Below are 24,625 nucleotides of genomic sequence, written 5' to 3' on the forward strand. Positions count from 1 at the left end.
ATGCAAAATAGTCGATTAACATCTGTACATGGATTTACTTTGGTTGAGTTGATGATCGTTGTGGTTATTGTTGCAATTTTTGCGGCAATTGCGATACCGAGCTATCAAGAATATGTTCGACGTGCGATTGCTGCACAGGCTCAACAGGAAATGCAGCGTATATCAACTGAATTAGAGAGAAGTAAAACAAGAAACTTCAACTATTTGGGGTTCCCGAGTACGGTTGTTTTGCCTGTTGGTGCAACAGGTTCAGCGGTTCAATATACGATTACTGTAAGTGATGGAGCAGATGTCAGTAAATCGTTAACAGATAGTACTGCATCAGGACAAAGTTGGGTGATGCAGGGTATTTGGAAAACATCAGAAACAACAAATGTTGATAACTTCAGTTTTTTGATGACCAGTTCTGGAGTACGCTGTAAGAATAAAACCAAAGCGAATATTACTGCGACTAATGTAGATAATGCGACATGTGGAACAGGGCGAGAAGAATGGTAAGAACAGTACGAGGCTTTACACTTATTGAGTTGATGATTGTTGTTGCAATCGTTGGCATCTTGGCTGCTATTGCTTATCCATCTTATCAAGAACATGTACGGAAGACGAAACGCACAGATGCTCAGGCAGATATGATGGAGCTAGCAAATCGTTTGCAGCGTTACAAGATTGCGAATTTTACTTTTTTGAAGCCCAATGGTACGGCTATTGATTTAGCGGATCTTGGCCATAATGGAACTTTGCCTCAGTCTGGAGGAGGCGTTTTATATAACTTAGCTTTGTCTAATGTAACTGCTGGAACTTGGACACTTACAGCAACACCAACAGGTGGGCAGCTTGGTGATGGGGACATTGTGTTAAATCATCGGGGTGAACGTTGTTGGGATAAAGGTAATAAAACAACAGGAGGGGCTTGTGTCCCATCAGCAACCTCCAATTGGGATGGTCGTTAAAGTTTTTTGATGTTTTTTATCCAAGCTAAAAAGCAAATGTCCTCCGATGTTTGCTTTTTTATTTGTTTATGTTTTTCAACGAATATTGTTTAAGTGTGATTTATTTATCTTTTTTATCCTTGAAAAATGACTTTATATAAATAATTCTTCAATTATCTGACAATATCTACCTTTCATCCATAAAAAATAGATTTCCGTCTGTTTTGGTAGGAAATTGATGAATAGACATTAGAAACATTATTCAAAATTATAAAAATTGTGCATATGGGAGGGCTGTATGCAACCAGCATGCGATTCTGAATTTAACACCTCGCCTTCTTGCGAGATAGTGTCTATCAGGGCAAAATTTTGCTTTGCTCATCCTCGTATTCAATGTACAGCGTTTCATCTTGCATCATTGAATAGCTTAAAGCATAGCGCTCAGCCTTTCTGTGGGGTTACACCTCTTAATACAAAATTTCATTTTAGAACCCCAAGCCCAACTCTTTGTCTTACAGCCCGATCAAGCAGTACTGGATTATATCGGATCTCAGGGTTTACGTTATTTGAATTGATTGTAACGATTGCAATTATTGCCATTATTGCGGTGATGGCAGCTCCTTCATTTGCCAATATGTATTCAAAACAGAAATTAGAGTCATCTGCTCGAGAAGTTGCAATGAAGATATCTGAGGCGAGAGCTCAAGCTGCTATGTTACGTAACACAACAGGCATGTGTTTAAGCTCATTATCTGAAGAGAGTTGTTTAACAGCATTAGGAATTACTGATTTAAATAAAAATAGAGTATTTATTGCACAACTAGAAACGGGAGTTACCGTTGATAGTCGTTCTGAAACCCATCTTATTTTTAGAAATAATGGAAGTATTACAACTGCTACAAATTTTATTTTGCTCCGTAAAGGGCTGTCTTATTGTGTAGCTGTTGGGCTTACAGGAGATACAAGAATAAATGAAGGGGCTTGCACATGAAATATAATTATCAAAAAGGTGTGGGGCTGGTTGAAGTACTTGTTGCTTTGATTTTATTGGCAGTAGCTGTATTGGGTTTTGCTGCTCTGCAGTTAAGGGCCGTTGATGCGAGCTTGGAAGCTAGTAAACAGGTTTTAGCTTTAACAATTGCTCGTGATCTAGCAGAGCGAATGAGAGCAAATCCTCAGGCAGTAAGAGATGGAAATTATAGTGTCGGTGCTGTTTCTGTACCAACATCCGAAGTGATCGCTACCGTTGGTAATGCAGCAAATATCGCAGAACAAGATTTAAATAATGCTGCAGTGCAAGCAAAGAATAATGGAATGAATTTATCTGTTAGCAATTGTCCCACAGGCGCAACGCGGCAGTGTATTTATGTGGCATGGGAAGAAACCTCTTTATCTGGGAGTCAAGGGGTAGAAGCGTGCATTAAAGATGGTGTGTACGTAAAAGGATCTCATTGTTTGTTTTTGGAGGCTTATTAAAATGAAAAAAAGCCTCACAAATCACATTAAGCAAAGTTCTTCGTCTTGTGCTCGAAACCCTGGTACTCGAAGCATAGCTTCTTGTCTTGCGACCCGACCGGGCGTTGCTCGGTTTCATCGGACCTCAGGATTTACTTTGATTGAGCTCATGGTTTCATTAGCTTTGGGTTTAATTATTGTCGCTGCGGCAACACAATTGTTTATTACGGGACTAACCAGTTATAAGTTACAAAAGGCGATGGCACATATTCAGGATAGTGCAAGTTTTGGACTAAACTTTATTGTTGATGACATTCGTAAGGCAAATCTAAGTTCGCCGATGCCAGCGGTAAATGATCAAATTGCTTATTCAGGAATCATTCTAACTTCAAATAATGTTGGGTCAAAAATTAATTTAAATTGTACGGCATGCTTTTCTGATAACAAGTTAACGAGTTTTGGAAATGCCAATGTTACAGGACTTGCAAATGATCAGTTATTGATTCGTTATCGATCTCCACAAGATGGCTTTGACTGTTCTGGAAATAGTTTAGCAAAAGATGTGTATGTCGTTCAGCGTTATTTCGTTGGTTCAACATCAACAGACTTACGCCAGTCTTTGCGTTGCCAAGCTGCGCAATATACACAAGCTCAATTAGATGCTGCTACTGAAACAAAACCTCTTTTATTGAACTGGACAACGAGTCAGGTCATTTTACCAAATGTGGACTTTTTCCAAGTTCGTCTTGGTTATATCGATGGTGAGCTTGAAAGTACCAGTAGTTCGCTTGCTTATACCGATATCAAAAACTACATGGCTTTGAGCGCTAAAACCAAAAACATTGATGGTGTTGTTCAAGCTGTACGCCCACATGTACATGCGATTCAAATAGGCGTTTTGGTCCAATCTGCAGATTCTGCAGGTCATCAATCTATTATAAAAGATCGGAATAAAGAGCCATTTCAGGTACTTGGTACACAGGTTACATTGACACCTGCATATCAAGATACTCGATTACGTCAGGTTGTAGATCAAACGATTTCACTCCGGAATGCGATGGGGTGGGTAACTGAAGGATGTGATAGCAGTAAATCATCTTGTACAGGAGGGGCTTGAACATGATTAATAATCAAAAAGGTTCAACACTCATTATTGTACTGATGATCGTTTTACTGATCACGATCATTGGAACGCTTGCAATTCGCCAAAGCGTGAGTTCCTTAAAGTTGGTGAGCAATAATCAAATGCAAACATTATTGTTGCAAAATTCTGATGCAGCATTAATGGCTTTCCAAAACCCTGCTTTTCAGCAGCATATCGCTGCAGCGAATGGGATAGTGGGTTTTTTTAAGAATGAAAGTAATAGAGATGCGGAATTGGTGATGTGTTTTGAGGGCGACGAACCTTTTCAATTGAGTAATGCAAGCTATCGTTTAAACAGCACCTCTTTTGTGGATATGGCAACGGGTAGTGGAGCTTGTAACAAAGATTCAGTATCTGGAGGTCGTTCTGCTGTTGTGACACAGGTATACATTAAACGTGAGGTAGAGCAAGTCACCGTACCATTTGCAGATTTAGCACGTGGTACTGAAAGTTTAGGTGCAAAAACTGAAAATAATATCCGTTTGCGTGTTTATGTGATTTCAGTGATGAAAGGCTTGCTTTCGGATCCTAATAAAACTTTGTTCATCGGAAGTAATGATCCAAAGCAAGGTTGCCTAACTAAGAGTATTGATCATGATGGCGATAATCTAGTCGCTAATTGTTTGAAAAAAAATGAAGAAAATCCTTTATATAATATGCAAGTAGCGGAATATCGCTTCTTATCTGATTTTGAACCATCAGGTTCATAGGGGAGCCAGGGTCATGAATAATAATAAAATGAGAAGATTAACAAAACGCGAGCGCAAACAACAAGATAAAGCAAAAGGGTTATTGCTCAGTTGTACTGTGCTATCAAGCTTTTTAATATTCTCCTCTATTGCTTCCGCAAGTGATATTGAGATTTATCAAAATCCAAACAATAGCAACGTGATTATGCTGATGGTTGATGTTTCCCAAAGTATGGGAACGGGTCCTATTGCGGATTTACAGCGCGATTACCCACTTTGTTTACAAGGTGGTTTGCTCGGTGGAGTGAAAGGCTTACTTGGATCTGCTGGTGTTGCGGTGAAGGCCGATATATTGGATCTAATCAAATTAGACACGACCACCACGTCTGTTGATCAGGCCTATTGTGATATTCCCTCTGAATTGGTTGTGAATATTTTAGAGACTGTAAACAATATTGGAGGTGTTGATTTACTCGGACTTCAGGGTTCGGCGCAATATATAAAAGACAGTTGTGAACCGATAGATATGCAAAAAGGGGGTACAGTTGAAATTATTAAAGGTTATCGTTGTTTCAACAGATTAGCACGAGTAAAGCAGGCTGTGCGTGATGTTATAGACGGCAATGACGAAAAAGGGATTGGTAAATTGCCTGATGGAGTTTCAGTCGGACTATCCGTATTCCCTGCAAACGCAATTTCTGGTACAGGGAAAAATGAACTTGCTGGAATGATTGCTGTCGAGGCAAGGCCTTTGGATGATGTACAGCGTCAAAGGATTAAAGATGCAATTAATGGAGTGGATAGTGTTGATCCAGTGAGTCATCTTTTAACGGATGTGAGTAGGCTTGTTGATCATTTACTAAAGCTTAACCCTGTTGGTTTACTATTGGATGTATTGGGTACGATTCCACAATTAATCGACAACTTAAAAACTCTTGCTGGCTTAAGTACACCAACAGCCACAGCTTATGCAGAAACGGGGGCATATCTACTTGGTAACACAACCAAAGGGACTTTAGTGAAGTCAAAAGAGGTAGGAAAAATCAAGAAAGGTGGCTTATTAACAAGAACCACCTATTATCAATGTGATAATCAATGGATAGATGGTAAATGTACTAAATGGAAAGATTCGGGTGATTCTTGGTATAAAAATAAAGAATATGACTGGGTGTCAGACCAAGGACTTTTAGATCGGCTTCTAGGAGGATTATTGGGAGGAGCTGAGGTTATCTTCTATCAGTATGATACGAATTTGGTGAACAACATTTCCTCTTATAGTGGTTTTCCTGTTTCGATTGATGCAAGTAAAAATGGTGATGTCTATCGTTCGCCAGCACAAAATTCACAATGTAGTGCCAAGGGAATATATGTTTTAACGGGAAGTATTCCTGATTTGGACCCAAACTTGCTAGATGGGCTGCTGGGAGCATCAAGTGTACGTGAATCTTCTACAGCGACAGAGCCAGTTCAAAGAATCATGAGTCGCTCCATTAATAAAAATAGTAACACAGCATTTAGTTGTGGAGCTGTACCAACAGGGTGGTATGCTGGTTCGAACTCCAATAAAGAAACGTGGAACTGTATTGCGAATTATGCAGGAATATTAAAAGGGGACAATTATAAAATAAAAACAGGTGTAGGTGGTATTGGACGTGAGTTCTCACATATTCCAAGTGCCAAATCCGAGTTAGATTTCGATACAGTACAAGCCCCTAATTCGGTGTTATCGAGCCTTTTACAGCCAGTAGCAGCACTTGTAAAGGTATTAGATCCTGTACTGTCATTACTGGGTTTAGGAAACTTGATTGATAAACTCAATAAAATACTCGATAACGTACTGCCTGTCCCTTTGGACCAAGATACTCATAATAAAAATGTTGCAAATTTAGCGCGTTGGGGGGTTCATGGTGGTGGCGGATGGTATCAATTATCCAGTGCTCAAAGTATTGCTGAAGGCATTCTCGACTTTAACCAAAATTTGATTGAAGTGGAGTCTGATCCAATTGGATTACAAACGCTCCCAGCAGATCCACTTACTCCATATCGTATGACCAATGATGTGTATAAAAGTATGTTCGAACCAACAGAAAAAGCCAGTTGGTTAGGCAACTTTAAAAAGTACTATGCTCAAGATGACAATTCCGTATACAAGCTGAAAGATGCATGGAGCGTAAGTGCATCTCCTTATGATGTAAGGGATTGGAATAAAGGTGGTTTACTTGCCAAACTTGAGAGTTTAAGAACATCCGCTAATCTTACGGGTCGAACTTTACTGATTAACCGTGATTGTGAAAATGACGAGGATGGAAAAATTCGATTTGTTGCTACCCATCAACTTAAAACGATAGATAATCGTTATCTGGATACTTCAAATAGCAGTCGTTGTTCTTTGGCGCCGAATAAAAGAGACAATGCAAACGATGAAGATTATTACTTGATGAGTCTCTTGGGATATAAATTAGATAAAGGTGCTACAGCAGGGGATTTAACTGAAGCCAATCGTACCAATTGGCAGGTTGGTATGAATCTACATTCAACGCCGATCAAGCTAACGCAAGAAGCTACTTTTAATGCGGATAGTACGATAGATGAGCGTAAAGACTATATGTTGTTTGGTACGACCCAAGGCTTATTGCATGTGGTCGATGCAAAAACAGGTGAAGAAACTTTTGCATTTGTGCCAAATGAAATGTTGGAAAACCGTCAACAACGTAACGCTTTCTTAAAAGAGAAAACAGGTGTTAAAGCCAATATGGCGTACGGTATTGATGGTGCTTGGACTTTATATAGTGAATATGTCTATGGAATGCAACGTGTAAGTAGTGGTAGCAGTAGTAGTCGAGTTGTAGCAACGGTAGGTGAAGCAAGGAATGCAAGTGGTACAACGTTAAAAGATAATGCCGGTAAAGTCATAAAAGGTAAACAAGTTGCCTATGGCGGTTTACGCATGGGAGGGCGTAGCTATTATGCACTTGATTTGGCTAAGTTGAATGAACCAGTCTTAAAATTTCATATCGACCCAGACCATCAACGTATTATCAATCAAGATCAGATTATCAATGATACAAACACACAAATTGCATTGAGCCAAATGGGACAAAGTTGGTCTAAACCAACAATTACGCAAGTGTATTGGAAAGGTCAATTGAAACGCGTCATGATTGTTGGAGGTGGGTATGACGCTCGTTATGAAAATCTAAGCTATTCGCATCAAACTGATGAAAAAGGTGCGGGTGTTTATATGTTTGATGCCGAAAATGGTGAGCTTTTATGGTGGGCCAGTGCCAATACAGCGAGTAGTTTAAAGATCGATGCAATGAAATATAGTGTGGTTAGTCGAATTAATACAGCCGATCGCAATGGCGATGGTTTGACAGATCATCTTTATTTTGGGGATCTGGGCGGTCAAGTTTGGCGCATTGATTTTGATGCAAATCTAGGTGTTAGTTCGAATAACGGATTTGCTCGACTGATTTTCAGCAATCCAAATGAACGCTTTTATGAAGCACCAAACTTTAGTGTATATGGTCATGAACAACCTCGTGCAGTGATTAGTATTGCTTCAGGAAATCGGAGTCTTCCTTTTAGTGATAGAACCTCATCGAGTACCATTTATAATCTTTTTGATCGTGAAGTCATTCGTCCAAACTTTAAATTTGAACATCAAACCCTGACAGCAAAATTTACATTAAATGATTTACATAAAATGGATGTCTCTCAGTTAAATGGTGCTGCGTTGACGCTTTCAGATTTGCAGAATTCAGGAAATAAACGCGTACAAAATGGTTGGTATATTTCTGCTGAGACAGTTATTGGTAAGCAGCTAGATCCAAATGGTAATGAAACAACCATAACCAATACCACTGCGAGTAAGGTCTTAGGCGAAATGGTGGTTATGAATAAAAGCTTATATGCTAGTGTTTATAATCCAAATGGCATATCAGATAGCTGTCGAGTGCAAGCCCAAGGTATCACCACCGTTCAACGTTACTGTTTACCTTTTGGTGTTTGTGAGCTTAATGTTACAGATATGAGCTTTGGTGCAGGACGCGGAATTGTAGATGTTATGGCTGGAGTTGGTACAGGTGTGGATAAGAAAAACGAAGCAACACGCCAAATTCTGAATCCAAATGCAAAAGATAGCATCGTAGGAGGCAATGGGATGCCAATCAATACCATGCGCCGTCAAATCGTGCCATTAAAATGGTATGAAAGTAATGAATAATAGGCGATCTGGATTTACCTTGATTGAGCTGATGGTGACAGTGGCGATCATTGCTATTTTAGCGGTGATCGCCATCCCGAGTTATGATATTTATATCCGTAAAGCTGACTTATCTACAGCTCAACAAGAGATGCATAAAATTGCTGCATTATTAGAACAGCACCGAACGCGTAACTTTAGTTATGAGGGCTTTATATTAAGAGATCCTGTGCTCAATGAGGGACCTTATGCAGATGTGAATAATGCAACCAAGACAACGCTGCTTCTACCGTTAAATGCATCGAGTGGTAAGCAAAAATTTACTTTGATTTTAACGGTTGATTCGCAGACTTGGTCACTTAAAGCTGAAAGCCAGAATCCACGTAATTATTCCTTACTTATGACCAGCACAGGTTTAAAATGTAAGACTAAAACAACGGCGAATATTACCAATCAAAGTTGTGGTTTAGAGTCAGAAGATTGGTAATAAATTTAGATTTCAGCGATTTAAATTCAAAGCTGCGGATAACTTGATATTTGATCTTTCATTCAGTTTAAATTTAACGTAGAATATCGCCCTCTATTAAAGGGGTTTGAAATGCTGTCGATGGTCGACGCAGGGATAATCCGTAAAAACTATAAGGTTGTTCTCATGGTTGTTATTCGTTTAGCGCGCGGTGGTGCAAAAAAACGTCCATTCTATCAAATCGTTGTTACTGATAGCCGCAATGCGCGTGATGGCCGTTTCATCGAACGTATTGGTTTCTTTAACCCAACTGCACAAGGTAAAGCGGAAAAAGTTCGTTTAGACGCTGATCGTTTTGCTCATTGGATTTCACAAGGTGCTCAACCTTCTGAACGTGTTGCTTCTTTAGCTGCTCAAGCTAAAAAAGCTGCTGCTACTGCGTAATAGTAGTAGGTAACCCATGACACCAACACAGAATGTTCCAGAAGATCGTATTCAGATTGGACAGTTACGTTCAGCTTATGGATTGAATGGGTGGCTCTGGGTTTATTCAAATACTGAACCGATGAGCAATATGTTTGACTACCTTCCTTGGTACATTGAGACTAAGGCAGGTTGGCAGACAGTCGATGTAAAGCGTTGGAAACCACATGGTAAAGGACTGGTTGTTTCGCTCAAAGGTGTGGTTGATCGCACTGGCGCGGAAAACTTAGTTGGTGCCACTATCTGGATTGCCAAATCACAGCTGCCAAAAGCAGATGTTGATGAGTATTACTGGTCTGATTTAAAAGGTCTAACCGTGTTAGGTCTAGGCGATGATGAACAGGAAGTTAATCTCGGTCAAATTTTTGAGCTTTTCGAAACGGGTGCTAATGATGTCATGGTGGTCAAAGCGACACCAGACAGTGTTGATGCCGAAGAGCGAATGATTCCTTGGCATAAAGATGTAGTACAACGTGTTGATCTTGAAGCTGGTCGCATTTACGTCAATTGGGGCGTAGATTACTAATTCTGGTTAGAGTTAGAGCGCAGCAGGAAAATAGAGGAGTCTGCGGTGTTTTTTGCAGTCATCACATTATTTCCTGAAATGTTTGCTGCGATTACAGCATATGGGATTAGCGGTCGAGCAGTAAAAAAAGAGATTGTACAAGTCACTTGTATTAATCCTCGAGATTTTGCAGAGGGCAACTACAAACGAGTGGATGAACGTCCTTTCGGTGGTGGTCCTGGTATGGTGATGATGGCTGAGCCACTCGCGAAAGCAATTACCCATGCTAAACAACTTGCAACGCAAGCAGGCTGTGTTCATGCTCCTGTGGTATATATGTCGCCACAAGGCAAAACCTTAAATGAGCAAGCAGTACAACAATTCGTTGATTATGATGGGTTGATCGTACTGTGTGGTCGTTATGAAGGGGTTGATGAGCGTTTAATCCAGCATTATGTTGATCAAGAATGGTCAATTGGTGATTACGTTTTATCGGGCGGTGAATTACCTGCGATGGTGTTGTTGGACAGTATTATTCGTCGTTTGCCGAATGTTATGTCTGATGAACAATCTGCGATACAAGATTCTTTTGTGGATGGTTTATTGGATTGTCCACAATATACAAAGCCAGACCATTTCGAGGGTTTGGATGTCCCTGAAGTACTAAAATCAGGACATCATGCCAATATTGAGAAATGGCGTTTTTTGCAGCGTTATCAGCGAACTTTAGATCGTCGACCAGAATTGGTGGAAAAAGTTGAGCTGACCAAACAGCAAAAAAAATGGCTGAAAAGTTTAGATACTTAAAGTTATTTAAGTATAAATAGGCTCTTTAAAGCATTCTGTTTTAAAGGGAAAGTTAAACGAGAGATATGCGCTTTAGCCTCTATCCTCAGCGGTGTTAAGAGACCTCTTCTCTCCCGCACATATTGGAGATTCCACAATGAGTGGTAAACATCCTTTAGTTCAAGCTGTTGAAAATGCACAGTTAAAAACTGATATCCCTGCTTTTGCTCCTGGTGACACAGTTGTTGTTCAGGTTAAAGTAAAAGAGGGTGATCGTGAGCGTCTTCAAGCATTTGAAGGTGTTGTAATCGCGAAGAAAAATCGTGGTTTAAACTCAGCTTTCACAGTTCGTAAAATTTCTAGCGGTGTTGGTGTTGAGCGTGTTTTCCAAACTCACTCTCCAATCGTTGCTAAAATCGAAGTGAAACGTCGTGGTGACGTTCGTCGTGCTAAACTTTACTACCTACGCGAGTTGTCTGGTAAAGCTGCACGTATTCGTGAAAAGTTACCAGCTCGTAAACAAGGTTAATTTTAACTTTGTTGTAAAGCATAAAAAAATGCGCCGTGAGGCGCATTTTTTTATGCTGAGTTTATAAGCCTTGCAACTTAAGGCGATTTGCATGTTGACGGTAGATATCAACTGGATCAGGTGCAAATAGTGCTTTTAGCCCCATTACATGGTTCACTTCATCCGCGTGGTTCCATGGGAGATCATCACGTATAGTGCGACCAAATTTCGCACTGCAACGGCTGACCATGCCATCGTTATCTCCTTTAGGATCAACAATCAGGCTGCCACCAATGAATATAGGGTCGAGTGGGTCAAGTGCGTTGGTAGCCGCTTGAACGCCAGAAAAGGAATACATATAAATTCCTTGTTCTTGATAGGTACCTTCTCCACAAGCAGTCGTTGGAACGCCCATTGGATATTGAGCATTGAACTTTTCTGAACCTTCAACAGAAATACTCTGTCCAGCCGCCTCAGCATCATGAGGGTAGCTTTGGGGATCAAGTCCTTGGGCCCAAACAGTTGCCGCTGAGAAGAAATTAGTCAAGGCAATACTCGCATCACCAAACATGGTTCCCGTACTTTTCATTAAAAGACTAGCAACAGGTGAGCCTTTATGAGTGCCACTCACACTGGTTATAGACGCTACTTTTTCAGGAAGCATCGCTGCAACATAGCGGGAAGTTGGTCCGCCTTGGCTATGAGCGATAAAATTCACTTTGGATTGGCCTGTAATCGCTAAAATCTCTTCAGTTTGCTGTAAGAGTTGCTCACCGCGAACTTCATTTGAGTTAAATGGAGATAAGCGAGCGGCCCAAACATTGCCGCCATTTCTTGCAATATTGGGTAAGATCTGATGCCAATAATCGACACCCATCGGGTCACTACCTACACGAGAAAAGCCTGCGACACCATGAACAAAAACAATGGGATATTTGGTTTTTGCGTAGTCTGAAATAACAAAACTGCTTTTGACTTGGGTCGCATTTGAAGCATAGCTTGTTGAGATACCAATGGTCATTGCAGTTAAAGCAAGATAACGAATTAAATTTTGCATTTTATTCTCTTTTAAAATTCCTAAATTGGGTCTTTAATGATTTATTTGAATCCGACATTGCATCGTTGTCCTTTGATGATCTTTCAATGTCTTGTGTTTGTTTTTTAATAACTAAATGGTAGTGTCCCTCCTTGATCATAGATCGTTTCAAATGTTTGTAGACGTTGTTGTTCTTGTGTGGATTTGAATTGTTGTTGTTTGAGCCGTTGAATTGCTTGAGTTTTGGCAGACGCACTCATATTGCTATCGATGATGGTTTTACGTTCTTCTAAATAGGATTGTACTTGTTGCTTCCATACTGATCTTTGTTGATCAAGTTGTTCTAGGCGTTGTGTTGCTGCTTCGCCAACTAAATGAAGACGCATATCACGTAATTCTTGTGGTGAACCATTGCGGGCTTTAATTTGTGCTGTTAATGCACGCAAATCTTCTAATCTAGATAAATCTTTAATATTTTCTTGCCAGTCCTGAGGAAGTTGTTCAAAACGCTCTTGGAGTAATTTGGCTTTAGTTGACGTATCTAGCGAGTTATTCTCTAAAATTTGCATACGATCTAGAGTGTATTGTTGATATTCATCTTCTGTGCCGAATAACCCCTCTATTTCTGTGGTAGAAAAGAAGCGTTGTTTTAGATCTTGTATGGTGTGAAAAGCTGCTTGGAAATAGCGATAGTTTTCCTTCGCTGTTTCATGTATTTGTAGTTGGCTCAGTGCTTCGCGGTAATCTAAATAACGAGACCAAAGTGCTAAGATTTGCTGTTGTTGTGCTGATTGAAAATGATGTTCTAAATAAAGTTGAAAATTCTTGCGAATTTCTGTGATATTTCTTTCTCCATATTGTGATAGGAAATATTCGAAACAGTTTCGGGTTTGTTCATTTATGATCAATTTTTTTGAGGCATTAAATTGCAACTGACAATTGGTTTCTGTGTCTGTCTGGCTTGAGCTTTGAAATCCATGTAATGTTTGAGCTAAATTATTGTGTGAATTAAGTTGCTGAACGTGTTGACTAGATTGGTTTTTAGAAGACGATGTTATATTTCCTGAATAGTTCTCGGTCTTCGGATAGAGCCAATAAATAAAGACGATACATAAAATGGAACTGAGTATGAGTCCTGAGTAGATGATCGTTTTGTTTCCTTTCTTATTCATAAAATCGCATCCATTTTTCTTTTGTTTTCGAAAGCGAAAGAGAGTCTATCATAAGCGCTTTTTTTTTGAACAGTTATTTTTTAAAAATTGATGAATAGTTTTGATAAAATGTATCTTTGTATTTCGACTTTTTATTTATGAAAAAAAGTGCTTATCGTCATTTGAGTGGCGTGTTTCTTTTAAATAAGCCGATAGGGATGAGTTCAAATGGGGCATTGCAAAAAGTACGTCGACTTTTCAATGCACAAAAAGCAGGGCATACAGGTGCTTTAGATCCATTAGCAACGGGTTTATTACCCATTTGTTTAGGGGAAGCAACCAAATTTTCTCATTATTTATTGGATTCAACCAAACGTTATCAAACGACGGTAAAGCTTGGACAAACCACAACGACTGGAGATATCGAAGGCGAAGTTCTTCAGCAACGAACTGTTCCGCTTTTGACTCGTGAAAGTATAGAACAGGTTTTAGCTCAATTTCGTGGTGATATTCAGCAAGTCCCTCCGATGTATTCTGCATTGAAAAGAGAAGGCCGCCCTTTATATGAGTTGGCACGTCAGGGCATTGAGATTGAACGAGCAGCGCGTCCTGTCACGATTTATGATCTAACTTTGGTGAGTTTTACCGAAGATAGTTTAACTTTAGATGTGACCTGTTCAAAAGGGACTTATATCCGTGTACTTGGAGAGGAGATAGGTGAAGCTTTGGGTTGTGGTGGTCATTTGACATATTTGCATCGGATTCAAACGGGCCATTTTGAGATTAATCCAGACTATACCCTTGAGTATTTAGAAAGCTTGTCACAAGAACAACGCGATGCATTATTGCTTCCTGTGTATGCACCTGTAGAACATTTTCCACGTGTTCAATTACCAGAAGGACGTGAAAAATATTTTGGTAATGGTCAAGAAAGCAATATTGATCATGAGGCTGTAGCTGAGGTGTTAGTTTTTGATGGAGAGCGTTGTTTAGGTTTAGCTGAAATTACTGATAAAAAACGTCTTGTACCAAAACGCTTACTCAACTTATAAGGTCTTTCTCCATGGAATGGGAACTCATTCTCAGCTTAGTCTTCTTTGCTTTTTGTGCGGGGACGATCGATGCTGCCGTTGGTGGTGGTGGATTGATTCAAATTCCTGCATTGATGGGTGCACTACCTCAAACCGCACCAGCCACGATTTTTGGAACCAATAAACTCGCTTCGATTTGCGGCACTGCCTCAGCAGCATTTTCATTTGCACGACGAGTAAAATTGAAATGGCCACTATTGTTGGTGATAGCAATTTTTGCATTTGTCAGCTCGTTTGCAGGAGCGGCATGTGTCTCAATGATTCCGACACATATTCTAAGACCCTTTGTTTTGATCATGTTGATTGTGATTGCAGTCTATACTTTGATGAAAAAGCAATTTGGGCAAGTGCATGTCGATCAGCGGATTACACCGAAGCTGCTTATGTTCGCTGCGATCGGAAGCTTAGCAATTGGTTTCTATGACGGTATCTTTGGCCCAGGGACGGGTAGCTTCTTTATTTTCTTTTTTATTCGCTTTCTACAAGTTGATTTTTTACATGCTTCAGCCTTGTCGAAGATTGGCAATTTTATGACCAATCTCGCTGCACTCAGCTTTTTTGTGCCCACAGGTCATGTGCTGTTTACTTTAGGCTTAATGATGGCGGTTGCTAACATTGCTGGTTCATTATTGGGTGTTCGCTTGGCATTAAAATATGGTAGTGGTTTTATTCGCATCTTATTTTTGATTTTGGTCAGTATCTTAATTTGCCGTTTGGGATATCAGATTATTGTTGCGGTTTGATTCAAAAGATAAAGTTTGACAACAAAAACATACTTAAATGATGCTGTCTAAAAAACGCACACTTTCTAAGATGAAATTCTAGCCAAGTTCCACAATATCGAGATATGTCTCGTATTGTGGTTGTGAGTCAATTTTAGAGGTGAAGAATGAATATATTTGAAGCACTACGAGAAAGTCATGACAAACAACGTTCACTTGCAAAAAAATTAATTGAAACTAGTGGGCAAAGTGAAGAACGAAAAGAGCTTTTTGATTTATTGAAGAATGAACTCTATGCGCATTCAGTTGCAGAAGATCGTTATTTATATATTCCACTGATGTTTGATGATGGAGGTTTGGATATTACGCGTCATGCCTTGGCTGAACATCATGAAATGGATGAATTAGTCGAGACACTTGAAGAAACAGATATGAGTAGTCCAAGCTGGTTGGCAACTGCAAAACAATTAAGTGAAAAGGTACATCATCATTTAAAAGAAGAAGAACATAAATTTTTCCAGCAAGCTGGAAAAATCTTGGAGGATGCTGAAAAAGAAAAATTAGGTAAACAATATCTTACGGAGTATCAAAAATATAAAACCGAAGTTGTTTGAGGTTTAAATAAAATTTTAGTGATCTTACGGGGTAGGTGATTTCTCTCCACGTAAGGTCACACCAATAGATGCGATCATAATACAAAACAAGGCAACCCACTGAATCAGGCTGATTTGCTCATGGAGAATGACCAATCCCGCCAATGCCGCTAAAGCAGGCGCTAGACTGGTCAATGTCCCGTAACTCAGGTTACTCAAACGTTTTAATGCCATTAGATCGAGTGCATACGGAATCGCCGTCGCAAGGATCGCAATTACGAGAGCTTTACCCCAATATTGGGTATCCAGAAGAACAGGCGCATTATTCCATAAACCAAATGGCAATAAGGTCAAGGCCGATAATGCGATGGCAATCGTTAATGCATGCATTCCTATATTTTGTTGCGCGACCCGATGTCCGAAGTAAATATATAAAGCCCAAAAAATCCCAGCACCTACGGCACAAGCTGCGCCGAAATAAGAGAAATTATGTTGGTTGGCATCATGCCATGGGACCATTAAGGCAATGCCTAAAATTGCAAATGCAACCCAAAGATAATCACTGCGTTGTTTGATTGAAAGTAATGCTAATCCAAGTGGTCCAATAAATTCTAAACCCACCGCAATCCCTTGAGGGAGTTTCCCCAAAGACGTGTAAAACAGAATATTCATACAGCCTAAGGATGCTGTATAAAGAAGCAAATCTCGCCATTTCAGGTGTTTGAGCTTGGAAATGATAGTCCAAGACCGAAACATGATTGCCACGATGATCGTTGCAAAGCTCAGCCTTAAAATCGTCACAGTGAGGGGATCAAGTGTTGTGATCAGCTGTTTAGCAAATGACGCGCTGATTTGATAAGCCACCATGGACAACACCATGTAAAGCACAGCAACTAATTGGAGATTTTTCATTTAGCCTCTTTTTGTTGTCGAGCGCGTTGCATGGTAAAAGTACAACCGATGGAGGCGATGATAATGGTGGTTAAGGCGAGCCATTGATTCCACAATAATTTTTCACCTAAAAATATAAATCCTGAAAGTGCTGCAACTGCTGGTTCCAAGCTCATTAATGTACCAAAACTCAATGGAGTCAGATTGCGCAAAGCAATCATTTCTAGGGAGAATGGCAAGGCACTGGCGAGAATGGCAAGCCCAATAAAATAATACAGATTTGGTAGCTCAAAAACACGATCAATTGCACCAGAAAATACAGCAAATGGTAGTAAACACAACATGCCGATGCTCATTCCAAGACATACGGTATGATTGCCAGAAATACCTGAAGGTTTTTGTCCTGCAATAATATAGAGTGCCCAACATGCACCTGCACTGATGGCAAAAAATACACCAACGAGATCAAGACTATGCTGAGCCTGTTGCAATGGAAATAAGAGAATCAAGCCTAAAATGGCACAACCAACCCAAATAAAGTCATACTTTTGGCGTGCATGATAGAGCGCGACGCTTAAGGGCCCAATAAATTCAAAAGCAACGGCAATCCCGAGTGGAAGTCGCTCTAGCGATAAGTAGAACAGTCCATTCATTCCAGCCAAAGCAATCCCATAGCTTAAGATCGCTTTCCAGCGGACTGCACGAAAGTTAATAGTCCAAACTTTGAAAATTACCGCCAAAATGATTGCACCAAAACACAAGCGCATCGCAGAAACAGTCAAAACAGGGAAACTTTGAAATAAAATTTTTGCTAAAGAACCACTACCTTGGACACAGATCATCGCTAGCATTAGTAGAGCTATAGCAGAAAGTGGCGACTTTAGAGATGGATTGGACATTTAATCATCAATTGTGTTGGTGTAATTTTCACATAATAATTTAATTTTATCTCAAGATCGGTTGTGAAACGAGCACAATTTTATTGATCTTGAAGTTGTCACCATGATTATCCCAATTGTTAAATAAACGTTAAGGTTCTTTTTAATAATTATTTGTTTATATCATTTTATCGCTCAGATTTTCAGGACTCTACTTTAGAAATAATTCTGATATTTATTCGGATTCATTGGATCAGAACTCCAATTTTGATGATGTGTTTAATCTCTCAAATTCGTGTGAATAGTCTCGAGTATCGATGCTGCTCGTCAGATTACTAAACAAAGCTTTCTGTATCTCTGCTATAAAATTTGGGGGCGTTATAGACCCCAAAGAAGTAGTAAAAATGACAATGCTTAAATAAATGAAATAATAATTATGGAGATAATAAGATGTTAAAACTAAACCGAGTTTTTGCCATCGGTATCATGACATTCATTCCTTTCTCAGTATATGCCGCACCTGCTTTTAAAGCCCCTTTTTCCTGTGGTCAAACTTGGAGTTATAGCACTTACCCAGGTCACAACTACAATGCTTTAGATTTTGTGCGCTGGGATAATGGTGCAACATCAGGAGCAGCTGTGCTTGCTTCTGCTGGTGGAACTGTATCGGTAAGCTCGATCGGTTGGAATGGTGGTGCAGGTAATATGGTGGTGATCAATCATGGAAATGGTTGGTCAACTCATTATTTTCATTTAAATGCCATTCATGTCAGTGTGGGGGCTTCAATTGGTCAAGGTCAACAAATTGGTACTGTTGGAAGTACAGGGCAGAGTACAGGACCACATTTACATTATGAACAACGTCTAAATAGTACAGCACAAAGTATTGTGATTAATGGAAACTCGCTTGCCCCTTATCCTGGAAGTTATGGGCAAAGAGTTCTCACCAGTGATAATGGTTGTGGTGGTACAACACCTCCACCACCGCCACCAAGTGGCAATAAATATTGGGTAGACACGTGGGCGGATGCCAATGGACGTTCTAGTCCGGGTGGTACGATTACTGGAACGTTATATAAAGGTACCCATTATGTGTATTGTAAGGTTTGGGGACCAAAGGTTCAGAACTCGACAGGTACACAGTGGAACCACTGGTGGTTAAAAACAGATTTAGATGTTGGACCTACCAATCAGTGGGTTTCAGCATATATGTTATCGCGTTGGGGTAATGATGAAGCCAAAGATAACAGTGGTGTCGTTATTCCAAACTGTCCTTAATTAAAATAACAAGATTTAGAATCAATATTGATGCCATTCCAAGGAATGGCATCCTGATAAGAAATAAAAAATGGATAAAAAGGATAAGACGATGACTGAAATACAATTTAAAGAACAAGCTCTGCATGCTCAAACAAAGTTATTGTTTAAAATGTTTGCAACAATCACAGTTATGGCGGTTTCGATACACGCTGCGGCTGCTGATCCATTGCCTAATCGACCTGCATTTAAGTTGCCCTTTCCTTGTGGTGCTCAAATTGAGTTAAAAACCTATCAAGGACATAGCCCCGATGATAAAAAAATTGATATGTATCGCGTTGGCATGTTTACAGGCAGTCCAATTACGGCTTCGGCTGATGGGTTAGTCCATCAATCCTTCTACCCAGGTGGTATTGAGATCAGACATGGCAATGGTTGGTTTACTACCTATATGCATATGAGTAGTCATGTTCCTGTTGGGACGCAGGTCAAACAAGGTGATGTGGTGGGTTATATGGGGGATGTCGGTTCACCAGGCATTCCACATTTACATTATGAACAATTATACGCACCAGGTTTAAATGATGCAGGCAACCAGCATATTGTGAATCCTGTCTTGCAAGGAGAATGGTTGTACATGGTACCGAATACACCATTGATGAGAACCAGTTCGAACTGTCCAAATACTTCGCCACCACCACCACCAAGTAGTAATAAATATTGGGTAGATACATGGGGCGACGCCAATGGACGTTCTAGTCCAGGTGGTACGATTACTGGAACGTTATATAAAGGTACCCATTATGTGTATTGTAAGGTTTGGGGACCAAAGGTTCAGAACTCGACAGGTACACAGTGGAACCACTGGTGGTTAAAAACAGATTTAGATGTTGGACCGACCAATCAATGGGTTTCAGCATATATGTTATCACGTTGGGGTAATGATCAAGCCAAAGATAACAGTGGTGTCGTTATTCCAAACTGTCCTTAATTGTTGAGCAAAAAAAATCACAGCATTGGCTGTGATTTTTTGTAGTCAATGGACTTAGAACAATACACGTACGCGAATTGTACCTTCTACATTGTGTAGCGTATCCAAAGCTTCTTGAGATGCAGAAGCATCAACATCCATTACTAAGTAACCGATATCGCCTTTAGTCATTAATGACTGACCAGAGATATTGATGCCTTGTTCAGCGAATAATGTATTGATCTTAGACAATACACCAGGAACGTTTTTGTGGATGTGAAGTAAACGGTGTTGACCATCAGAAAGCGGTAATGCGATTTCAGGGAAGTTCACCGCAGAAAGCGTCATACCTTTGTCTGAATAAGCAACAAATTTCTCAGCTACTTCTAAACCAATGTTCGCTTGCGCTTCCATGGTTGAACCACCAACGTGTGGAGTCAATATCACGTTGTCTAAACCACGTAGTGGTGAAACAAACTCTTCACCATTTGCTTTAGGCTCTTTCGGGAATACGTCAACCGCTGCACCTGCAAGGTGGCCTGATTTAATCGCATCTGCTAGATCTTCAATAACAACACATGTACCACGTGCTGCATTTAAGAAGATCGAACCTTGTTTCATTTTTGCAAACTGTTCTTTCTTGAAGAAGTTACGTGTAGATGGTACATCTGGAACGTGTAATGAAACTACGTCAGCAGTTGCTAAAAGTTCATCCATAGAACCAACTTGACGAGCATTACCTAAAGGTAATTTAGTCACAGCATCAAAATAGATAACTTTCATACCCAAGCTTTCAGCTAAAACAGAAAGCTGTGAACCAATTGAACCGTAACCGACAATACCTAAAGTTTTGCCACGAGTTTCATACGAACCAACAGCTGATTTATCCCAACCGCCAGCATGTGTAACTTTTGATTTTTCAGGAACACGGCGAAGTAATAAAATAGTTTCAGCTAGAACGAGTTCAGCAACTGAACGTGTATTTGAATATGGTGCGTTGAAAACAGGGATACCACGCGACATCGCTGCTTTTAAATCGACTTGGTTTGTACCGATACAGAAACAACCTACCGCAATCAATTTATTCGCTGCTTCAAAGATCTCTTCAGTCAATTGAGTGCGCGAACGAATACCAATAAAGTGAGCATCTTTAATCGCTGCTTTTAATGCATCGCCTTCAAGTGCAGTCTTGTGGTAATCGATATTGGTATAACCCGCAGCGTTTAAAGTATCGATAGCGTTTTGATGAACGCCCTCTAACAATAGAAAACGGATTTTATCTTTAGGGAGTGATAGATGTTGGCTCATAACGGCTCTACGCTATATCAGGTCGGATTTAAATCGCCGTATCATAACATGTTTGATCAAAATGAGGGCGATTTGATTGCAAATTGGGGCATCGAAATACTGATCATTTTTCATGGAAATGTTGACTAGCTTTCAGGTTTATCCTAGTACGAGGCAGTATCTTGATGCAATGCTTTATCCAATGCGCGCTTCGATGTAAAATGGATAGACCTAATGCGCTCACCTGAATATAAACGGGTTTGAGCTGTTCTGTAGTGTTGCTATATTTGAGATATGTCATCACCTTCATTTTTCTAGAGATTAGAAAAATAATGTTGTGATTCAAATGCCCTATATTTACTTCTTGCTAGGCCTATAAACGATGAATGCTTCAGTCGCTTTAACCCCTGAGTTATTGACCCAATTAACGGCAATTGTGGGTGAAAACCGTATAAAAACCGATGCCGATAGCTTGGAAAATTGGGGACGAGATCATACTAAACATTTTGATCCGAACCCATCAGTCATCGTTTTTCCATCAAGCACTGAGCAAGTTCAGTCTGTTGTTAAACTTGCCAATCAATTTAATGTCGCGATTACACCATCAGGTGGTCGTACAGGGCTTTCGGCTGGTGCAGTGGCAAGCAATGGCGAGATCGTAATTAATTTTGACAAGATGAACCAAATCTTGGAGTTCTTCCCAGCAGATCGTATGGTACGCGTCCAAGCGGGTGTGGTGACTGAGCAACTACAGAATTATGCCGAAGAACAAGGCATGTACTATCCAGTGGATTTTGCATCAGCGGGTTCAAGCCAGATCGGTGGTAATATCGGAACCAATGCTGGTGGCATCAAAGTCATCAAATACGGTATGACACGTAATTGGGTGCTTGGCTTAACAGTTGTTACAGGTAAAGGCGATATTTTACGCCTAAACAAAGGTATGATTAAAAATGCGACTGGTTATGCCTTACAGCATTTATTTATCGGCGGTGAAGGTACACTTGGTTTAGTTACAGAAGCTGAAATTAAACTTGAGCGTCAACCACAGAACTTACAAGTGATGGTTTTGGGTACACCTGATTTTGATGCAGTGATGCCAGTATTACATGCTTTCCAAAAAGAAATCGATTTAACTGCGTTTGAGTTTTTTGGTGAAGTGGCAATGCAGAAAGTTTTGGATCGCGGCCATGTTCAGCGCCCGTTTGAAACGCAAGCCCCATTTTATGTGTTACTCGAATTTGAAGCGCCGTATGAGCCGATCATGGACAAAGCCATGCAGATTTTTGAGTATTGCATGGAACAGGGTTGGGTGATTGATGGTGTGATGAGCCAAAGCCTTGATCAAGCGCAAAGCTTATGGCGTTTACGTGAAGATATTTCTGAGTCTATTGCACCGTTTATTCCATATAAGAATGATATTTCAGTGCTGATTACGCATGTACCTGCATTTATCAAAGAAATTGATGCAATTGTTGCTGATAACTATCCAGATTTTGAGATTTGCTGGTTCGGTCATATTGGTGACGGTAACTTACACTTAAATATTTTGAAACCTGAAAACTTAACTAAAGATGAGTTCTTTGCGAAGTGTCAGGTGGTGAATAAATACGTGTTTGAGACTGTGAAAAAATATGATGGTTCGATTTCTGCCGAGCATGGTGTGGGCATGACCAAGAAGCCATATTTGGAGTATTCTCGTTCGCCTGAAGAAATTGAATATATGAAAGCATTGAAGCTGGCATTTGACCCGAAAGGAATTATGAATCCAGGCAAATTATTTGATCTTTAATGCTTGATTAGATAAAAGAATTTCTGCTAAAAGCGTATCGTAAGATGCGCTTTTTTATTTTGAGAATTAGAAATGAATAATAAATTACAAAATTATGTGCTGCCATTAAAAGTGAAACCTGAGCATAAGAAAGATGGTGACGTTATTTTTTATATAGATCAAAAATTAGTGAATAGAAAAGATGAAATAGCTTTAGGATTAATGCTTATATCTAACAGGCAACTATTTGGAGAAGTTTATCGTCATTTGATCGGAGAATATTTCTATCAAATGGGACCAAATAGTGGAGTGCTTATAAGACCTTTTGCTAAGTCGCAAGATATTTTATCTAATCTTAGTTTTCCGGGAGATATTGATCTATTAATAATTCCATATGAAGATGGTCGTTTAGTCGTTTCAAAGACATTAGCAATTGAATTAAAAATTCTAAGAGCAAAATTTTCAAACCAAAAAAAATCACCTAACGAATTTGGTTTCTCTCAGGCTTCTGGATTATTAAATGCTGGATTTCCTTATGTTGCTGTTGTGCACCTAATAGTTTCAGATACTAGTCCCGAGGATGCTTGGCGTGAGATATTAATGGCTAAAGTTATCGATGCGGATAGTGGTGCAATTGAGTTATTAGGAAATGAAAAGAAAGATATGATGCCTGCTGATCTTATTCAAAGGAGTTTTGGGCGATTAAAAGCCCATTCCTTAGATGAAAATTTAGGTCTGTTATCTTGTTATATGGAAAGTGAAAATAATAATGCTATTTGGTCTCCTATGGGACAAACAGCAAAATTTAATAGCCAAAGTAGTTTACAAACTTTTGAACGGATAGCTGACTATTATTATGAAAATTATAAATTCTTTTTAGATACAAAAAGATATAATGATTAAATAAACCGACCATTATTAATCTAAGCTTTTTATTGGAAGTATTCTATTTTTCCTTATACGCTTTCCAACCTGTCAAAATATGATAAATCAATGGTAAAAGACAAAGTGCAAAGAAGCCACAAATCGCAGCAGCCCAGATAGGTATTTTCTGTGGATTGCCTAAAAAGAAATAAGCAAAAATCGAATAAGATAGCATCCCAAACATCGCCATTGCGCCGAGTGGAAGGGTAATTCTAAAAATTAAGAAGTTAGCCAAGGCTTTGTAAGGATCCATATTCCGATTTAAAGCATAGGCAATAATCATGACCAAGATATAGCCCATAATAAACAGCATAAATAGGGTAGCGGCAAACAGCAGACCTGTGCGCCAACTCTTTTCTTGTGCAGACTGATCACCTGCCTCATAAACAACTTGAATATGATCTCCGACCACGGGCACATCACCTGAACGGACTGAATTATCCAAGACTAATGTTCTGTTTTGATCATCTTTGAATTGAACTTGCGCTGTATGCATTAAGGTTCTGGTTTTATATTTACGCTCGTTAGAATCTGTGCGTTCGATATCGACCCATTCAGAGGTATAGCTCACGATGGTTGCATCATAGCTCGGTTTGGTTGCTAAGCCATATACAGCTTGTGAAACCCAATAGGTAAAAGGGAAAAATAGGGAGCTGATACTGAACACAACAACAAATAAATAAGCAAATTCAAACTTACTGCTGTCACGATTTTTGGCTAAACGTTTTAGCCAAAACTTTGTCAGCAGAAAAGACCAGACACACAAGATCGCAACCACCACCAAGAAAACCTGTCCTGCATAAGTCAGTTGCATGCATGATCCTATTTGTTATATTGAATAGACAGTGATTTTATCAAATGGTTATCTTTTTAAAATCAAATGAA

At 39.6% G+C, this 24,625-nt stretch carries 25 protein-coding genes; 19 read left to right on the top strand and 6 right to left on the bottom strand.

Translation table 11 applies throughout. The annotated features are described in order from the left end of the window. The 12 genes from F2A31_RS01460 (at position 1) to rplS (ending at position 11,190) form a co-directional block, all read left to right on the top strand. Positions 1–498 carry a type IV pilin protein gene (locus F2A31_RS01460; RefSeq protein ID WP_150024873.1) on the top strand — a complete coding sequence of 166 codons (498 nt, stop codon included), beginning with the start codon at positions 1–3 and terminating at the stop codon, positions 496–498. Next, positions 492–950, top strand: coding sequence for a type IV pilin protein (locus F2A31_RS01465; protein WP_150024874.1), 459 nt, complete (start codon positions 492–494; stop codon positions 948–950). Before F2A31_RS01460 ends, F2A31_RS01465 begins: the two co-directional genes overlap by 7 nt. A 277-nt stretch (positions 951–1,227) precedes the next feature. Beyond that, complete coding sequence (locus F2A31_RS01470) at positions 1,228–1,920, top strand: pilus assembly FimT family protein (RefSeq protein WP_228715638.1); 693 nt, start codon at positions 1,228–1,230, stop codon at positions 1,918–1,920. Beyond that, positions 1,917–2,405 carry a type IV pilus modification protein PilV gene (gene pilV / locus F2A31_RS01475; protein ID WP_150024875.1) on the top strand — a complete coding sequence of 163 codons (489 nt, stop codon included), beginning with the start codon at positions 1,917–1,919 and terminating at the stop codon, positions 2,403–2,405. The genes F2A31_RS01470 and pilV overlap by 4 nt, the downstream gene beginning before the upstream one ends. 1 nt (position 2,406) lies before the next feature. Beyond that, a complete protein-coding gene (locus tag F2A31_RS01480; protein ID WP_228715639.1) occupies positions 2,407–3,501 on the top strand; it encodes a PilW family protein in 1,095 nt (364 codons plus the stop codon). 2 nt (positions 3,502–3,503) lie between these two features. Next, positions 3,504–4,238 (top strand): pilus assembly PilX family protein, encoded by a 735-nt coding sequence (locus F2A31_RS01485; protein ID WP_150024876.1) that lies wholly within the window; start codon positions 3,504–3,506, stop codon positions 4,236–4,238. Between the two features lie 13 nt (positions 4,239–4,251). After that, positions 4,252–8,442 carry a PilC/PilY family type IV pilus protein gene (locus tag F2A31_RS01490; protein WP_150024877.1) on the top strand — a complete coding sequence of 1,397 codons (4,191 nt, stop codon included), beginning with the start codon at positions 4,252–4,254 and terminating at the stop codon, positions 8,440–8,442. After that, positions 8,426–8,908, top strand: a complete 483-nt coding sequence (locus F2A31_RS01495) for a type IV pilin protein (RefSeq protein WP_150024878.1) — start codon at positions 8,426–8,428, stop codon at positions 8,906–8,908. The genes F2A31_RS01490 and F2A31_RS01495 overlap by 17 nt, the downstream gene beginning before the upstream one ends. 165 nt (positions 8,909–9,073) lie before the next feature. Beyond that, positions 9,074–9,331, top strand: coding sequence for a 30S ribosomal protein S16 (gene rpsP, locus F2A31_RS01500; protein ID WP_004641253.1), 258 nt, complete (start codon positions 9,074–9,076; stop codon positions 9,329–9,331). A gap of 16 nt (positions 9,332–9,347) precedes the next feature. Then, entirely contained in the window at positions 9,348–9,896 is a 549-nt protein-coding gene (gene rimM, locus F2A31_RS01505) for a ribosome maturation factor RimM (protein WP_150024879.1), read from the top strand. A 45-nt stretch (positions 9,897–9,941) separates the two neighbouring features. After that, the gene (trmD, locus tag F2A31_RS01510; protein ID WP_150024880.1) at positions 9,942–10,682 is read left to right on the top strand and encodes a tRNA (guanosine(37)-N1)-methyltransferase TrmD; all 741 of its coding nucleotides are present in this window, start codon (positions 9,942–9,944) and stop codon (positions 10,680–10,682) included. A gap of 136 nt (positions 10,683–10,818) precedes the next feature. Then, on the top strand, positions 10,819–11,190 hold the full coding sequence (gene rplS, locus F2A31_RS01515; protein ID WP_004641247.1) for a 50S ribosomal protein L19: 372 nt from the start codon (positions 10,819–10,821) through the stop codon (positions 11,188–11,190). 61 nt (positions 11,191–11,251) lie between these two features. Here the strand turns inward: rplS and F2A31_RS01520 are convergent, their stop codons facing one another. Together F2A31_RS01520 and F2A31_RS01525 are read right to left on the bottom strand one after the other, a co-directional pair. After that, positions 11,252–12,226, bottom strand: a complete 975-nt coding sequence (locus F2A31_RS01520) for a lipase family alpha/beta hydrolase (RefSeq protein ID WP_150024881.1) — start codon at positions 12,224–12,226, stop codon at positions 11,252–11,254. A 104-nt stretch (positions 12,227–12,330) separates the two neighbouring features. Further along, on the bottom strand, positions 12,331–13,377 hold the full coding sequence (locus F2A31_RS01525) for a lipase secretion chaperone (protein ID WP_150024882.1): 1,047 nt from the start codon (positions 13,375–13,377) through the stop codon (positions 12,331–12,333). Positions 13,378–13,514: 137 nt separating this feature from the next. Here F2A31_RS01525 and truB point away from each other — a divergent pair, with 137 nt between their 5' ends. From truB to F2A31_RS01540, 3 genes are all read left to right on the top strand, one after another. Beyond that, positions 13,515–14,408: a tRNA pseudouridine(55) synthase TruB gene (gene truB / locus F2A31_RS01530; RefSeq protein ID WP_150024883.1), complete on the top strand. Its 894-nt coding sequence runs from the start codon at positions 13,515–13,517 to the stop codon at positions 14,406–14,408. Positions 14,409–14,419: 11 nt separating this feature from the next. Continuing rightward, positions 14,420–15,190, top strand: a complete 771-nt coding sequence (locus tag F2A31_RS01535; RefSeq protein WP_150024884.1) for a sulfite exporter TauE/SafE family protein — start codon at positions 14,420–14,422, stop codon at positions 15,188–15,190. A 146-nt stretch (positions 15,191–15,336) separates the two neighbouring features. Next, a complete protein-coding gene (locus tag F2A31_RS01540; RefSeq protein WP_150024885.1) occupies positions 15,337–15,783 on the top strand; it encodes a hemerythrin domain-containing protein in 447 nt (148 codons plus the stop codon). 24 nt (positions 15,784–15,807) lie between these two features. On the opposite strand, the gene F2A31_RS01545 is transcribed toward F2A31_RS01540, so the two are convergent. Both F2A31_RS01545 and F2A31_RS01550 read right to left on the bottom strand, forming a co-directional pair. Next, on the bottom strand, positions 15,808–16,674 hold the full coding sequence (locus F2A31_RS01545) for an EamA family transporter (protein WP_150024886.1): 867 nt from the start codon (positions 16,672–16,674) through the stop codon (positions 15,808–15,810). Then, positions 16,671–17,552, bottom strand: a complete 882-nt coding sequence (locus tag F2A31_RS01550; protein ID WP_150024887.1) for an EamA family transporter — start codon at positions 17,550–17,552, stop codon at positions 16,671–16,673. The genes F2A31_RS01545 and F2A31_RS01550 overlap by 4 nt, the downstream gene beginning before the upstream one ends. A gap of 429 nt (positions 17,553–17,981) precedes the next feature. Here F2A31_RS01550 and F2A31_RS01555 point away from each other — a divergent pair, with 429 nt between their 5' ends. Both F2A31_RS01555 and F2A31_RS01560 read left to right on the top strand, forming a co-directional pair. Then, positions 17,982–18,809, top strand: a complete 828-nt coding sequence (locus F2A31_RS01555; protein ID WP_150024888.1) for a M23 family metallopeptidase — start codon at positions 17,982–17,984, stop codon at positions 18,807–18,809. Positions 18,810–18,900: 91 nt separating this feature from the next. Next, on the top strand, positions 18,901–19,779 hold the full coding sequence (locus F2A31_RS01560) for a M23 family metallopeptidase (protein ID WP_228715640.1): 879 nt from the start codon (positions 18,901–18,903) through the stop codon (positions 19,777–19,779). A gap of 54 nt (positions 19,780–19,833) precedes the next feature. Here the strand turns inward: F2A31_RS01560 and serA are convergent, their stop codons facing one another. Next, on the bottom strand, positions 19,834–21,066 hold the full coding sequence (serA, locus tag F2A31_RS01565) for a phosphoglycerate dehydrogenase (protein WP_150024889.1): 1,233 nt from the start codon (positions 21,064–21,066) through the stop codon (positions 19,834–19,836). Between the two features lie 361 nt (positions 21,067–21,427). Here serA and F2A31_RS01570 point away from each other — a divergent pair, with 361 nt between their 5' ends. Further along, the gene (locus tag F2A31_RS01570) at positions 21,428–22,837 is read left to right on the top strand and encodes an FAD-binding oxidoreductase (protein ID WP_150024890.1); all 1,410 of its coding nucleotides are present in this window, start codon (positions 21,428–21,430) and stop codon (positions 22,835–22,837) included. A 72-nt stretch (positions 22,838–22,909) separates the two neighbouring features. Then, entirely contained in the window at positions 22,910–23,719 is an 810-nt protein-coding gene (locus tag F2A31_RS15865) for a hypothetical protein (RefSeq protein WP_228715641.1), read from the top strand. 43 nt (positions 23,720–23,762) lie between these two features. Here F2A31_RS15865 and F2A31_RS01585 read toward each other — a convergent pair whose 3' ends face one another. Beyond that, the gene (locus F2A31_RS01585) at positions 23,763–24,554 is read right to left on the bottom strand and encodes a hypothetical protein (protein WP_004641221.1); all 792 of its coding nucleotides are present in this window, start codon (positions 24,552–24,554) and stop codon (positions 23,763–23,765) included. Positions 24,555–24,625 lie beyond the last annotated feature (71 nt).

This window comes from Acinetobacter suaedae, assembly GCF_008630915.1.
Taxonomy (GTDB): Bacteria; Pseudomonadota; Gammaproteobacteria; order Pseudomonadales; family Moraxellaceae; genus Acinetobacter; species Acinetobacter suaedae.